Annotated in this window: 13 protein-coding genes and 1 pseudogene; 4 read left to right on the top strand and 10 right to left on the bottom strand. The window is 65.3% G+C overall.

Features of this window, described 5'->3' with window-relative positions:
* Nucleotides 1-14: 14 nt before the first annotated feature.
* From ACVW1B_RS31595 to ACVW1B_RS31625, 7 genes are all read right to left on the bottom strand, one after another.
* Nucleotides 15-1,328, bottom strand: a complete 1,314-nt coding sequence (locus tag ACVW1B_RS31595) for an ATP-binding protein (RefSeq protein ID WP_092079263.1) — start codon at nt 1,326-1,328, stop codon at nt 15-17.
* A gap of 84 nt (nt 1,329-1,412) precedes the next feature.
* The gene (locus tag ACVW1B_RS31600; protein ID WP_026192163.1) at nt 1,413-2,468 is read right to left on the bottom strand and encodes a putative bifunctional lysylphosphatidylglycerol flippase/synthetase; all 1,056 of its coding nucleotides are present in this window, start codon (nt 2,466-2,468) and stop codon (nt 1,413-1,415) included.
* 332 nt (nt 2,469-2,800) lie between these two features.
* Entirely contained in the window at nt 2,801-3,028 is a 228-nt protein-coding gene (locus ACVW1B_RS31605) for a SelT/SelW/SelH family protein (RefSeq protein WP_253606419.1), read from the bottom strand.
* Between the two features lie 18 nt (nt 3,029-3,046).
* On the bottom strand, nt 3,047-3,955 hold the full coding sequence (locus ACVW1B_RS31610; RefSeq protein WP_253606417.1) for a haloalkane dehalogenase: 909 nt from the start codon (nt 3,953-3,955) through the stop codon (nt 3,047-3,049).
* Nucleotides 3,952-4,542, bottom strand: coding sequence for a TetR/AcrR family transcriptional regulator (locus ACVW1B_RS31615; RefSeq protein WP_253606415.1), 591 nt, complete (start codon nt 4,540-4,542; stop codon nt 3,952-3,954). Before ACVW1B_RS31615 ends, ACVW1B_RS31610 begins: the two co-directional genes overlap by 4 nt.
* A 109-nt stretch (nt 4,543-4,651) precedes the next feature.
* Nucleotides 4,652-4,948, bottom strand: coding sequence for a hypothetical protein (locus ACVW1B_RS31620; RefSeq protein ID WP_016844056.1), 297 nt, complete (start codon nt 4,946-4,948; stop codon nt 4,652-4,654).
* 2 nt (nt 4,949-4,950) lie between these two features.
* Complete coding sequence (locus tag ACVW1B_RS31625; protein WP_253606413.1) at nt 4,951-6,345, bottom strand: OmpA family protein; 1,395 nt, start codon at nt 6,343-6,345, stop codon at nt 4,951-4,953.
* Between the two features lie 169 nt (nt 6,346-6,514).
* Here ACVW1B_RS31625 and ACVW1B_RS31630 point away from each other — a divergent pair, with 169 nt between their 5' ends.
* The 4 genes and pseudogenes from ACVW1B_RS31630 (at nt 6,515) to ACVW1B_RS31645 (ending at nt 9,280) form a co-directional block, all read left to right on the top strand.
* Nucleotides 6,515-7,573, top strand: a complete 1,059-nt coding sequence (locus tag ACVW1B_RS31630) for a polysaccharide deacetylase family protein (RefSeq protein ID WP_253606411.1) — start codon at nt 6,515-6,517, stop codon at nt 7,571-7,573.
* A 169-nt stretch (nt 7,574-7,742) separates the two neighbouring features.
* Nucleotides 7,743-8,543 (top strand): SDR family NAD(P)-dependent oxidoreductase, encoded by an 801-nt coding sequence (locus ACVW1B_RS31635; RefSeq protein WP_253606409.1) that lies wholly within the window; start codon nt 7,743-7,745, stop codon nt 8,541-8,543.
* 139 nt (nt 8,544-8,682) lie between these two features.
* Nucleotides 8,683-8,991 (top strand): type II toxin-antitoxin system RelB/DinJ family antitoxin, encoded by a 309-nt coding sequence (locus ACVW1B_RS31640; protein WP_253606407.1) that lies wholly within the window; start codon nt 8,683-8,685, stop codon nt 8,989-8,991.
* Nucleotides 8,988-9,280, top strand: a pseudogene (locus ACVW1B_RS31645) (type II toxin-antitoxin system RelE/ParE family toxin). Before ACVW1B_RS31640 ends, ACVW1B_RS31645 begins: the two are co-directional and overlap by 4 nt.
* A 199-nt stretch (nt 9,281-9,479) precedes the next feature.
* Here ACVW1B_RS31645 and boxB read toward each other — a convergent pair.
* From boxB to ACVW1B_RS31660, 3 genes are all read right to left on the bottom strand, one after another.
* Nucleotides 9,480-10,916: a benzoyl-CoA 2,3-epoxidase subunit BoxB gene (gene boxB, locus ACVW1B_RS31650; RefSeq protein ID WP_200844636.1), complete on the bottom strand. Its 1,437-nt coding sequence runs from the start codon at nt 10,914-10,916 to the stop codon at nt 9,480-9,482.
* A 21-nt stretch (nt 10,917-10,937) separates the two neighbouring features.
* Nucleotides 10,938-12,626 (bottom strand): 2,3-epoxybenzoyl-CoA dihydrolase, encoded by a 1,689-nt coding sequence (gene boxC, locus ACVW1B_RS31655; RefSeq protein WP_253606406.1) that lies wholly within the window; start codon nt 12,624-12,626, stop codon nt 10,938-10,940.
* A gap of 193 nt (nt 12,627-12,819) precedes the next feature.
* Nucleotides 12,820-13,629 carry an alpha/beta fold hydrolase gene (locus tag ACVW1B_RS31660; protein ID WP_253606405.1) on the bottom strand — a complete coding sequence of 270 codons (810 nt, stop codon included), beginning with the start codon at nt 13,627-13,629 and terminating at the stop codon, nt 12,820-12,822.
* Between the last annotated feature and the right edge of the window lie 122 nt (nt 13,630-13,751).

Below are 13,751 nucleotides of genomic sequence, written 5' to 3' on the forward strand. Positions count from 1 at the left end.
GCGGCTGAAAACGCTCAGCTTTGAGTTGGTAACGGGGTCTTCGGCCGGGGAAAACAGGCGGTAAAAGTGGCGCCGTTCTTCGGCACGCTCTCGATCAAAAGACGCCCGCGATGACGGTTAAGAATATGTTTCACCAGCGATAATCCGAGGCCCGTTCCGCCCTGGTTGCGGCTGTCGCCGACGTCGACCCGGTAGAAGCGCTCGGTCAGCCGTGGCAGGTGCTCCGGGGCGATGCCGGGGCCGAAATCCCGTACCATGACACGGATTTCGGGGGTCCCTTCGCCCGATGCGCCCGAAACGGCCTGATTCAGCGACACTATGACGCGGCCCCCGGAGGCGCCGTATTTGAGGGCATTCTCGATCAGGTTCTCGAACAGGCGGAGCAGTTCCTCGCGGTCGCCGGCGATCATGACCGGGGCCTGAGGCAGGTCGACCTCGATCTCGACCTGGCGCTCGCTCGCCAGCGCCTCGAGCCCGTCGGCGACCTGGCGGATGATCGGCACGATATCGATCGAGGCCTCGGGCCGCACATGGGCCGACAGCTCGACCCGCGACAGCGACAGCAAATCGTCAATCAGCCGCGCCATACGGGTCGCCTGGGTGTGCATGATGCCGAGGAAGCGCTCGCGCGCCCGCGCGTCCTCACGCGCCGGCCCCTGCAGCGTGTCGATGAAGCCGGACAAGGCGGCGAGCGGCGTGCGCAGCTCGTGGCTGGCATTGGCGACGAAATCGGCGCGCATCTCCTCGACCCGGCGCAGTGGCGTCAGGTCGTGGAAGGTCATCAGCATGCACTTCTCGGTGCCGCCGAACTGGGTCGGCACCGGCACCGGCGTGATCACCAATTCCATCCAGCGATCGACCGGAACGTGGTCGGTGTAGGTGGCGCGGCGCGGCTCGGTGGTCGCGATCGCCTCGCGCAGCGCGGTGATGATCTCCGGCGAGCGCAGGGCAAATTGCGCCAGTTCGTTCTTGCGCAGCGCGGGCGCGAGCTGCGCCGCGGCGGCGTTGAGATGGATGACGCGGCCGGCGCGATCGAGCAGCACGGCCGGATCCGGCATGCCGGCGACGACCGCGCTGACGGCGGCGGCCTCGACCGGATTGACGCCGCGGACATCCTCGCGCGAGGTTCCGGCATCATGCAGCCGCCACGGCACCAGCGCCGCGGCCGCGATGCAGACGAACACGGCGCAGGCGCGCACCAGCGACAATTCGCCAAGCGCGACCACCACGCTCAAGGCCAGCGCTGCGGCAAGCAGGATCAGCGCGGAGTGGCGCAACCGGTCGGGCCAGGGCGAGAAGATGGAGGAATGCGAATCGTCAATTGCCATCGCGGCGGCTTTCATCCCGTCGGTTCATGTCTCGCCCAGGCGCGGTCATAGCGACCTTCCCTCGGGAGGCATCGGGCCGCTTCATCAGACCCCGGAATCACCGCGCTTTCGAACCAGAACCGCCTCATGGTGCGGCTCGGCGCGGGGACCCGAATCAGCCTGCGGCAGCCGTTTGAGTCGGGCGCCGACGATAACCTCCCGAAACGTCAGCAAGATTACAGATATGACGAAGGGCGCAATATAGTAGAGGAGCCGGAACAGCAGCATACCGCCGAGCAGGTCCTCGCGGTCCATCTGCCAGAGGCCGACCAGCATGGCGGCGTCGAACACCCCGAGGCCGCCGGGGGAGTGGCTGGCGAAGCCGAGCAGGGTCGCCGACACGAAGATGACGGCGACCACGACGAAGCCGAGATTTGGCTCGTCCGGCACCAGCACGTACATCGCCAGCGCGCAGAAGCCGAGGTCGAGGATGCCGATTGCGATCTGCAGCAGCGTCAGCGGGCCACCCGGCAGGGTCACCGTCCAGGGGCCGCGGCCGACCACCCGCGGCTGGGTCCAGACCCAGACCACATAGGCGACCAGCGCGGTGATGATCGCGAATGCCAGCGCCCGGTTGAGCCAGGGCGGCAGTTGGTCGATGTTGGCGGCGGCCTCGGGGTGGTAGGCGATGCCGAGCCCGAGCACCGCGGCATTGCCGAGCCAGAAGGTGAGCCCGGCGAGAAAGCAGATCTTGGCGACGTCGATCGCGTTCAACCCCCACGCCGAATAGATCCGGTAGCGCACCGCGCCGCCGGTGAAGACGCTGGCGCCGACATTGTGGCCGATCGAATAGGAGGTGAAGGCCGCGAGCGCGTTGATGCGATAGGGCACATGGGCGTGGCCGATCGCGCGCACCGCGAACAGATCGTAGAAGGTCAACGTGAAGTAGCCCGCCGCGACGAACAGTCCCGCCAGGGCAATCTGCCGCGGCTCGGTGCTCTTGATGGCCTCGAGCACCTCGTTGGTGTCGATGCCGCGCAGCATGTGATACAGGACGTAGCAGGCGATGCCGATGACGGCGATGCTGATGACAACACCCAGCCGATGCAGGATTTGCTTCTGGCGCAGAAACGCCATCGCCCTGCGTATTGCTTCCAGCATCTAGACCTCGAATTGCGATCCCGCGACGACGGCTCCCGGGCGAACTCCGCCGGCGCTTCGCTGTGCCCTGGCCCGTGTAGCGCGTTTTAAACCGGAGTGGAATTCGTCAAAAGACAATAAAACGCGCATCTTCAAGATATTACGGATGATTCATGACAGCGGGTGCACAAATATGCGCGTTTCCCGCCGCCTTCGACAAGACTTGACATGCGCGTGCGGCAGTTAGCCCGCCGAACGGTCCGCAAGGCCATCCGGAAAACTACGGTGAAGCACCGGCACGGCCGAATAGAGAATGATCTTCCGGTACCCGCCGGGAGGCGCTCCGCCGATCATCAATCCCGCGCGGCCGTGACCGCGGCGACGATCTCGGCGGCATCGGGAAAATGTCCCTTGGCGCGCCTGGCGACAACCTCGTCGCCAAGCTTGACCTCGAAGATGCCGCCCTTGCCGGGGATCAGCGTCGCATCGACGCCAAGGCGCTCGCGCAACAGCGCCGCGGCCTCTTTGGCACGCTTCTCATAGCCGCACGGCCGGCAATAGGTGATCGAGACATTCTTCATGTCACGCGCTCCGTGCCCTCATGCGGCGTCGCGCTGCGCGGAGGCAGCCTCGACGCCGGCGATCCAGCCGGCCACAGAGCGGCCGATCGCCTCCGGATGATCCTCCTGCAGATAGTGCGCGCCCGCGCCGAGTTGAACGACCGCGCAATGCTTGAGCGTCTTGGCGAATTCGGCGGCAAAGGCCGGTGACACCAGTGCCCCGGGCGTCGCCGCGAACAGCAGCTTCGGATAGGTCGATGCCGCGAGCGCCGCATGCGCCACCGTGAGCGCCTCGGCGACATCGGCCGGCTCGCCCGCGATCGGCAGCTCGCGCGGCAGCATCAAGGTCGGCTTGCGGCTCTCGCGCGGCGCAAACGGCGCGCGGTAGGCGGCCATCTCCTCCTCGCCGAGCGTGCGCAGGATCGAGCCAGGCAGCACGCGTTCGACGAACGCATTGTTGTCGAGGATCATCGCTTCGCCCTCGCCCGGCGTGCGGAATTTCCGGAACGTCTCCCGCGCGGCGTCGTGCTGGTGGAAGTCCGACCAATCACGCATCGGGCGGATGAACTCCATGAAGGCGAGCCCGCGCACCAGTTGCGGACGGCGTGCCGCGAGGTGGAAGGCGAGCGCCGTGCCCCAATCCTGGGCGACGAGATAGGCCGAGGCGATGCCGAGCTCGTCGATCAGCGCGTCGAGATAGTCCGCCTGGTCGAAGAAGCGATAGCCGATGTCGGGCTTGCCGGACTGGCCGTAGCCGATCAGGTCGGGCGCGATGCAGTACCCGACGGGGGCGACCAGCGGCATGATGTTACGCCAGATGTAGGATGACGTCGGATTGCCGTGCAGGAACAGCACGTGCGGCGCGTCGCCGCGGCCGGTCTCGCGATAGGCCATCGTGCTCCCGAGCACGGCGCGATGATGCAGGCTGATATCGGCGGATATGGTCATGGCAACTCCTTGAACACGGTTTGGAATGCGATCGTCTTGAAACGCGTCAGCGCAGTTTCGCTGCGCTCGACCTTCATGCGCAGCATCGCGCCCTGCCACGATGCGAGCAGGAAATCGGCCAGCTGATCGGGATCGAAGTCGGACGCGATCTCGCCCTTGGCCTGCGCTTCGGCAATGCAGGCCGCAAACGGCGCGCGCCATTCCCGGAAGATGTTGTCGAGCTGCTCGCGCAGCATCTCGCTCGAGCCCGACGCCTCGAGGCTGAAATCGCCGATCAGGCAGCCGCGGGTGAAACCGTCATGCGCCAGCTTGCCGGTGATCAGATCGAGATAGCTTCTCAGCCTTTCGCGCGGCGTCAGCGTCAGGTCGCCCAGCGCCTCGGCGACGAGGCCGCGCACATAGAGGAAGTAACGGTCCAGCACCTCGGACGCGAACAGCTCCTTCGAGCGGAAATGGTTGGTGAACGAGCCCTGCGGCGCGCCGGCGGCGGCGGTGACGTCGCGCACGCTGGTGCCGTGATAGCCGGTCCGGAACATTTCCGTCAGGCCGGCGTCGAGGATGGCATCGCGGAGAGAGGGTTTTGGCATGGACAGGATTTAATACGTACGTACGTATTGATGTCAAGCGCTAAAATGAATGCGGCGCGCCCTTGCGCTTGGCGACGCCGCTCAGGCCTGTCGGATCAAGAGGTTGAGGTCAGCTCGCGGGCTTGCTGCGCGAAACCACCCAGTCGCGCAGCCAGGAGCCGATCGCGCAGCCGACGAGATAGAGCGCGAACATGACCAGGAAGAGATCGAGCCAGTAGCCGAACCGGCCGGGCACGATCCGCGCGAACGACGTCGCCACCAGCGCGGCGGCGAGCAGCGCCAGCCAGCGCATCCAGACCTTCGAGACGCCCTGCGCCCGATGCACCACCGCGATCCAGCCCATGCAGAAGCCGAGCAGCGCCGCGCCGAGCAGCCAACCCCAGAAGAATGTCGCGAGCACGGTCATCGCTACTTCACCACGAATTCGATGCGGCGGTTCTGCGCCTTGCCGTCTTCACTCTCGTTGCCGGCCAGCGGCTGCGTGCTGCCATAGCCGATCGGCGTGAAGCGGCTGGCGGGCAGACCGGCGCGCACGAGGTAATCCACCACGGCCTGCGCGCGCCGCTCCGACAGCGCCTGGTTGGCGGCCTCCTCGCCGTCGCTGTCGGTATGGCCGGCGATCTCGATCGTCGCATTGGGGCAGCGCAACGCCGTCTCGATCAGGCGGTCGAGCAGGCCGGCGGAATCCGGCACGATGTCGGCCTTGCCGGACTCGAAGCGGATCTTGCCCTTCGAGAGGATTTCGGAAAACAGCTGCTGGCACACCGTGGGATCGACCGGGGCAGCCGCAGGCTTGACCGTGACCTCGGCCTTGTACTGCCAGCCCTGCGGAAAATCCTTGCCGAGCCCGTCGCGGATCTGGCCGGCGGCGGCATCGTAGAGCGCATCGCCCGACAGCTTCACCTCGCGGTCCGATACCACCAGCGTTCCGGTCGACAGCCGCGACAGTGCGCCGAGCGCGGGCCCCACCGCGGCCGCGAAACCCGACGGCGCGCCGATGCTGGCCTTGAGATTGTCGACCACCTTCTCGCTGAAGAACTTGCGGCCGGCGGCGGCGACCAGCGCGGCGTGCACGTTGTTGTCGGGCACGTAGCCGGTCAGCGTCAGCGTCACCGCGACCGGGTCCTTGTAGGCCTGGAACACGTAGGGCGGCGCCTTGATGTCGTTGGCGGCGATCGAATAGCCTTCCGGCAGGTTCTTCAGCGCCGCGGCGACCGCTTCGCGTCCGCCGAGCTCGCGCGCCATGCCGGCGAGGGCAACCTTGCTGTCGGTGAGCGTGATCTTGCCTTCCTTCAGCTTGCCGATCTGGTCGAGCAACAGCAGCGCCGCCGCGTCGAACCGCAGCGGCGCGCCGCGGGCGAGCACCATCTGATCCACCACCTCGACGCCGCCGAGACCGGCCTTCGCGGCCTCGGTCAACTTGCCCTTGCTCGACGGCAGCGGCGCATTGCCGCCGAGCGTGACCCGCACCACGTCGCGTTCGGCGGACCAGACAAAGGGCTTGGCTTCGGGAACAAGGCGGGTCTCGTCGTTGACCAGCCGCACGCCGGGCACGGCTTCGACCGACGCCACCGCGCTGAGGCGGCCGTCTTCGGAGAAGGCGTTGGCCGCGAACGTCACGTCGCGGCCGTCGACGCTGATGCGGCGCTTGTCGAGGACGGTGTCCTTCAGTGCGGCATTAGAGCGCGCGGCAAGGTCCGCTTCGACCGTTGTGGTGCTCGTCCAGGCCGCGATACCCCAAAGCACGACCAGTGGAATCACCCCCGGCCACCACTTGCTACTCCACTTGAAAAGTCCGTGCATTCAGCGTCCTGCGGGGTCGGGAACCAGAGAGAAAACAAACCCTTGGCTGACTGTCAAACCCCAAATGACGCGCCATGGCGGGGGCGCCATGTCGGACCGGGATAACAGTTTCTTCAGTGGTCTTTCGCTAAGTTTGCCGCGGAATGCAAATCGGCCGGCCCGCGCCCACATGAAACAACTCCGCAACACCGTGATCCGTGCCGGCATGGAGGCGTTGTATTTCTCGGGTGCGCATATCCTGCTGCGGCCGATCTTCGCCGGCGTCGGCGCCATCTTCATGCTGCACCACGTCCGCCCGCGGCGCGGCGACGCGTTCCAGCCGAACCATCATCTCGAGGTCACGCCGGACTTCCTGCGCGCGATGCTGGCGCATCTGCGCGCGCTCGACGTCGACGTGATCAGCATCGACGAGGCGCATCGCCGTCTCGCCGAACGGAATTTCGCGCGGCGCTTCGCCTGCTTTACCTTCGACGACGGCTATCGCGACAACCGCGATTTCGCGCTGCCTGTGATGCGCGAGTTCGGCGCCCCGTTCACGGTCTATGTCGCGAGCGATTTCGCCGAGGGCTGCGGCAGATTGTGGTGGATCGCGCTGGAGCGGGTGATCGCGGCGGCGTCCGCGATCGAGGTGCCGATCGACGGCACCATGACGCGGATCGACACCGCGACACCGCAGGCCAAGCGCACTGCTTTCGGCCGCATCCACGACTGGCTGCGTTCACTGCCCGGCGAGCAGGAGATGCAGGCCGAGATATCAGCGCTGTGCGCCCGCCACGGCGTCGACGAGACCGGCATCGCGCGCGAGCTCTGCATGTCCTGGGACGAGTTGCGCGGCTTTGCCGACGACCCGCTGGTGACGATCGGTGCGCACACCATCACCCATTGCAATCTCGCCAAGCAGAGCGAGACCATCGCATCGTTCGAGCTCGCGACCAGCCGGGCGCGGATCGAGGATGCGCTGCAGCGGCCGGCATTGCATCTGGCTTATCCCTATGGCGACCGGATCGCCGCCGGGCAGCGTGAATTCGCCCTCGCCCGGTCGATCGGCTTTCGGACCGCGGTGACGACGCGGCCGGGCATGCTGTTTCCCGAAAGCGCCGACCATTTGACCGCCTTGCAGCGTGTCTCGCTGAACGGCAATTACCAGGACGCGCGCCTGCTGCCGGTGCTGACATCAGGCGCCGCCACCGCGGTGTGGAACGGCTTTCGCCGCATCGACGCGGCGTAACCTACTCTTCGTAGCCCGGATGCAGCGAAGCGCAATCCGGGACAGTCGCATCCGCGGATAGCATTTTGCCGGATTTCGCTCCGCTGCATCCGGGCTACCGATCCCTTCCCTCTCCTTGACTCGCTCCCCGGGCGCGCCCAGAACCACTGGCAACGCAATGGAGGAGCGCATGTTCAAGGATCTGTTCTCGCTGAAGGGCCGCGTCGCATTGGTGACCGGGGGATCGCGCGGCATCGGCAAGATGATCGCGGCCGGCTTCCTCGCGCAGGGTGCCGCCAGGGTCTACATCACCGCGCGCAAGGCAGGTCCCTGCGAGGCGACCGCGCAGGAGCTTTCCGCCGCCTATGACGGCGAATGCATCGCGCTGCCGATCGACATCTCGACCGTCGAGGGCTGCGACAAGCTCGCGGGCGAGATCATCAAGCGCGAGCCGAAGCTCGACATCCTCGTCAACAATGCCGGCGCGGCCTGGGGCGCGGACTTCGACGAATTTCCGGAGAGCGGCTGGGACAAGGTGATGAACCTCAACGTCAAGTCGATCTTCTTCCTGACCAAGGCGCTGGCCAAGCCGCTGCGTGCGGCGGCGACGCACGACAGGCCGGGCAAGGTGATCAACATTGCCTCGATCGACGGCATCTTCGTCAACCCGATGGAGACCTATTCCTATGCCGCCAGCAAGGCTGCGGTGATCCATCTGACGCGCCGCATGGCGACACGCCTGATCAAGGACAACATCAACGTCACCGCGATCGCACCGGGCGCCTTCAAGTCGGACATGAACCGCGCCGCGCGCGACCACGCCGACGAAGTCGCCAAGCGCGTGCCGGCGAAGCGCGTCGGTACCGACGAGGACATGGCGGGCACCGCGATCTACCTCGCCTCGCGCGCCGGCGACTATGTCGTGGGCAACACCATCGCGGTCGATGGCGGCGTGGTCTACGCGACCGCGGGGCTGGAGATCGCGGGCTAAGCAGCCGCGCGACCGACCTACGGCAACGGCTCCGCCGAAGGGCGGGGCCGTTTTCGTCGCTGGCTCACCTGCTTCCATAGGGCTGTGACACCTCTGGCGCTTGTCATTCAAATGCATTACATTGGCGAAGGAGATCGCTATGGCTTCGAATGCCCTGGTCCAAACCCGCATCGATGCGGACGTAAAGGAAAAGGCCACCGAGGTTCTGGAGAACATGGGTCTCACGGTATCCGACGCCGTGCGGATTCTGCTGACACGCACGGCCAATGAAGGAATGCTTCCACTGGAACTCGTGAGCAACAGCCAGGCTTACGACAGCTGGTTTCGCGAGAAGGTGCACCAGGCGTTGGCGGATACCCGCCCCGGTCTCGATGATTCCGAGGTCGAAGCGCATTTCGCGCAACGCCGCGCCGCCGCGCTTCGAAAAGCGACAAGGCGTAAGCGGTGAAACTCGTCTGGTCGCGCTTCGCGTTATCCGATCGCGACGACATTTTCAGCTACATCGAGACCGAGAATCCTCGCGCGGCGGTCCATGTTGACGAACAGATTGCCGATGCTGCGCGGCGCCTGCTCGACTTTCCTGTGGTCGGCCCGGGCGTGTTGCCGGCACGCGCGAGTTGGTCATCCCGCGCACACCTTATGTCACGGCGTACCTTGTTCACGGTGAGACTGTTCGCATCTTGCGCGTGCTTCACGGTGCGCAGATGTGGCCCGACGAACTTACAAATGACGATTGAGGCCGCGCCTCCGTACCGGCATCTGACCAAAAAGAAAGGGACGAGCCCGGGACCTTTTCGGCTCGCCCCTTCCTGTTCTCTCCCTGCGGAAAGAAACTGTTAGGTCACGATGCGATTTTCGCATCATGACCTATCCGTTGTTTGAGCATGATCTCTTCGGAAAACCGCTTCACACTTTTCCGGATCATGCTCGCGCCGATCAGCTCTCGATCCTCACATACTCGAAGTCGCCCGGCTTGTTGTCGATGCCGACCTTGGGCGGCGAGATCCAGGAGGCGAACTGGCCGGGTTCGGTCACCGGTTTCATCAGCGAGGCGATGAAGTCGCCGTCCGCGGTCGACGGCAGCCAGTCGTTCTTGCGCTTGGCCCAGGTGGCGTCGTCGATCAAGAGGCCATCGGGCGTCGCATGGACGTCCTTGAACTCGCCGATCTGGCGGTGGAAGGCGGTGTTCGGCACCGCGAGCTTGTAGTCGATGCCGGCGGTCGAGATCACCTTGTTCCAGCGCAGCATGCCCTTGACGCAATCCTGCGTGTAGTCGTCGCGCAGCCGCATGTTGAGCGCGGTCAGCGCCGGCTCGTCGACCATCTTGATCTGGCCGTCCACCATCTTCATGACCGGATAGGTCGAGCTCTTGAGCTGGTGGTCGTCGTCGATCGTGGTCTCCTTGTAGCGGCCTTTGATGCCGGCGTTGAAGGCATTGGCCGCGTTGGTCGACACTTCCGAGCCGAACAAATCGAGCGACAGCGAATAGTGCAGGTTCAGCTTCTTCTGGATGGTCGGCAGGTCGATCACGCCAAGCGCGCGGATCTTGGCGATGTCGTTCGGATCGATGATGCCGGCTTCCTTCATCGCATCGCAGGTGCGCTGCACGACGCGGGTGATGCCGGTCTCGCCGACGAACATGTGGTGGGCTTCCTCGGTCAGCATGAAGCGGCAGGTGCGCGACAGCGGATCGAAGCCCGACTGCGCCAGCGAGTGCAGCTGCATCTTGCCGTCGCGGTCGGTGAAGTAGGTGAACATGAAGAACGACAGCCAGTCCGGCGTCGCCTCGTTGAAGGCCCCTAGCATGCGCGGGCTATCCGCGTCGCCCGAGCGGCGGCGCAACAAATCATCGGCCTCCTCGCGGCCGTCGCGGCCGAAATACTTCTGCAGCAGATAAACCATCGCCCAGAGATGGCGGCCTTCCTCGACATTGACCTGGAACAGGTTGCGCATGTCGTAGAGCGACGGCGCGGTCTTGCCGAGATGGCGCTGCTGCTCGACCGAGGCCGGCTCGGTGTCGCCCTGGATCACGATCAGGCGGCGCAGCATCGCGCGGTGCTCGCCGGGGACTTCCTGCCAGGCCGGCTTGCCATAGTCCTCGCCGAACGGGATGACGCGGTTCTCTTCCTGCGGCGCGAGCAAGATGCCCCAGCGATATTCGGGCATCCGCACATAGTCGAACTTGGCCCAGCCGCGCGGATCGACCGAATAGGCGGTGCGCAGATAGACCAGCGATTCCTGGAAGCCGTCCGGACCCATGTCGCTCCACCAGTCCATGTAGCCGGGGTGCCAGCCTTCCAGCGCCTTGAGCACCTGGCGGTCCTCGGCGAGATTCACATTGTTCGGAATCTTGGTCGAGTAATCGACGTTCATGATGTTCATGGCCGTGCTCCCTTAAACTCGCGTCATGTCGAATTGCGCCTTCTGGCCGGTGCCGTAGCGGCGCAGTGCGCCGTCCTCACCGACCGCGTTCGGCCGCTGGAATATCCAGTTCTGCCACGCCGTGAGGCGGGAGAAGATCTTCGATTCCATGGTCTCCGGGCCGACGAAGCGCAGATTGGCTTCCATGCCGGTGAGACCGTCGGGCGAGAACGAGGTGCGCTCCTCGAAGAACACGCGGACCTCGTCGTCCCAGTCGATGTCGTCGAGCGCGAAGGTGACGAGACCGAGCTCCTCGGCCTCCTCCGCGTCGAGCGCCTTGCCGATCGAGCCTTGCGCGCGCTCGAGATCCGACGGATCGGCCTGGAAGCGCGATTGCAGCCGGGTCAGGCCGTGGCTCATCGGATAGGGCCCGAAATTCATCGCCGTCAGCTCGATCGCCGGCGGCGGGCGGTTGTCGCCCTGCTTCTGGCCGATCAGCATGTAGGAGCGGTCGGCGGCGAACACGAGCTCGGCCAGCGTGCCGACGAAGCAGGAGCCGGGCTCGACCAGCGTCACCAGCGTGCGCGAGGTGACGTCGATGCGCTTGAGCACGCGCTTCCAGTAGTGCCTGACCTCGTTGACCAGCCAGTGCGCCTTGTTGGCCTCCAGGAACGCGTCATAGGACACGACATTGCCGCGGTCGCCGTGGCTCTTGAACACCAGCATCGCGATCTCGAGCTCGTTGATGCGCAGATGCAGGATCGCGTCATCGAGTTCGCGGGCGACCTGCAGCGGCCAGAACGCAGCGCCTTGCGCGATCATGCCGTCGATATCCGCGGGCGCCGTGGTTTCCGGCGCCTTGATCGAGATGGTGGCGATGCGCGCTGCGCGATCGATGTCGACGCTGACGAAACCGTAGCGGATCGCGCTGTCGTCGATGGTGCGCGTCAGCGGCGCAAGCGCGATGCCTTTGCCGGCGCCGTTGCGCTTCGACTTCGCGGCGAATTCCTTGACGCGCTCGGCCAGCTTGCCCTCGAGCTTGGAGTTCGGCGCGATCTCGTCGACCAGGCGCCAGGAGACGGCGCGCTTGCCCTTGATGCCTTCCTCGATGGTGCAGAAGAAGTCGGCGTGGTCGCGGCGCACCTTGCGCTTGTCGACGACGCGCGTGAGCCCGCCGGTGCCCGGCAGCACCGCGAGCAGCGGTACTTCCGGTAGCGCGACGGCGGCAGCGCCGTCGTCGGCCATCATGATGTGGTCGGTCGCGAGCGCCAGCTCATAGCCGCCGCCGGCCGCGGTGCCGTTGACGACGGTGATGAAGCTCTGCCCGGAATTCTCGCTGGAGTCTTCCAAGCCGTTGCGGGTCTCGTTGGTGAATTTGCAGAAGTTGACCTTGTGGGCGTGGGTCGAGCCCGCCAGCATGCGGATGTTGGCGCCGGCGCAGAACACCCGGTTCTTGCCCGAGCGCATCACCACGACCTTGACCTCGGGATGCTCGAAGCGCAGGCGCTGCACGGCGTCCGCAAGCTCGATGTCGACGCCGAGGTCATAGGAATTCAGCTTGAGCTGATAGCCCTCGAACAGGCCGGCGTTCTCGTCGACGTCCATGGTCAGCGTCGCGACATCGCCCGCGACGTCGAGCTTCCAGTGCCGGTAGCGCGACGGGTCGGTCTGGAAGTCGATGTACTTCGCCCCGCCTGCAAGGACGCGATCGTCACCAGCCATGGGCCACCCTTATCTGTTGTCTTGCTGTTGTTCGTTTGAAGGTTCGTCGTCGAGGTCTCCATGCACAATAATGCATGTTTTCGATCTGGTCTAGTTCAAAACGCAAAAACATGCATTTTGTTTCATGTTCAGGAAAATCGCCAGCTCGGCCAATGACCTGGCACCGGCACCAAAGGTCAGGCCGCCAGTGCCGTCAGGCCGCCAGTGCCGGGTCGTCGCGCAGCGCCGCTTTGGCGAATTCGGCGACCGCCTCGAGCGTGACCGCGGGCGCCTCGCGATGCGGCGAATGGCCGGCGCCGGCGATGGCCGTAACATCGACCGGGCAGTAGCACTCCTCCTGGGCGATCTCGACCTGCCGCATCGTGCCGTACTGGTCGGCCGCGCCCTGCACGATCAGCACGGGCACGCGGATATAGGCGAGATAGTCGGAGATATCCCAGTCGCGGAATGCCGGATCGAGCCAGGCGCCGTTCCAGCCATAGAAGGCGTTGTCGACGTCCTTGTGCCAGCGCGCCAGCTTCTCCTTGAGGTTGGTGGTCTCGTACGCCGTCTTGATCTCGGCGATCGACTTCACCGAGATGTCCTCAACGATGAAGTGCGGCGCCAGCAGCGCCAGGCCGTGCAGGCGATGATCCTGATGCGCGCCGGCATAGATCGCGGCAATCGACGCGCCGTCGGAATGACCGAGCAGCAAGCCGCGGCGAAAGCCGATCCGATCGAGCAGCTTCGGCAGCACGTCGAGCGCCTCGCGGTGCATGTAGTCGACCGGACGCGGCAGCTTCGCCGGCGACGAGGCGCCATAACCCGCGCGCGAATAGGCGAACACGCCGGCGCCGGTCGCCGCCTGCAGCTTCTCGGGGAAGTCGCCCCACAGCCCGACGCAGCCGAGGCCTTCATGGAGCATCACGATGGTCGGCGCCGCGTCCGGCGAGGGACCGATCATGCGGTATTCGAGACCGGCGCCGTCGATGCTGAGGAAGCCGGAGGGTTTCAAGTTTGTCATGGTAGGCCTTCCTCATCGTCGTCCCGGCGAAAGCCGGGACCCATAACCACAGGCGTTAGTTGTTGCGCAAAGCTGTTGAACAGCGTCTCTCGAAACGAAGGCCGCGGCGTATGGGTCCCGGC

The sequence above is a fragment of the Bradyrhizobium sp. USDA 4502 genome (genome assembly GCF_054063355.1).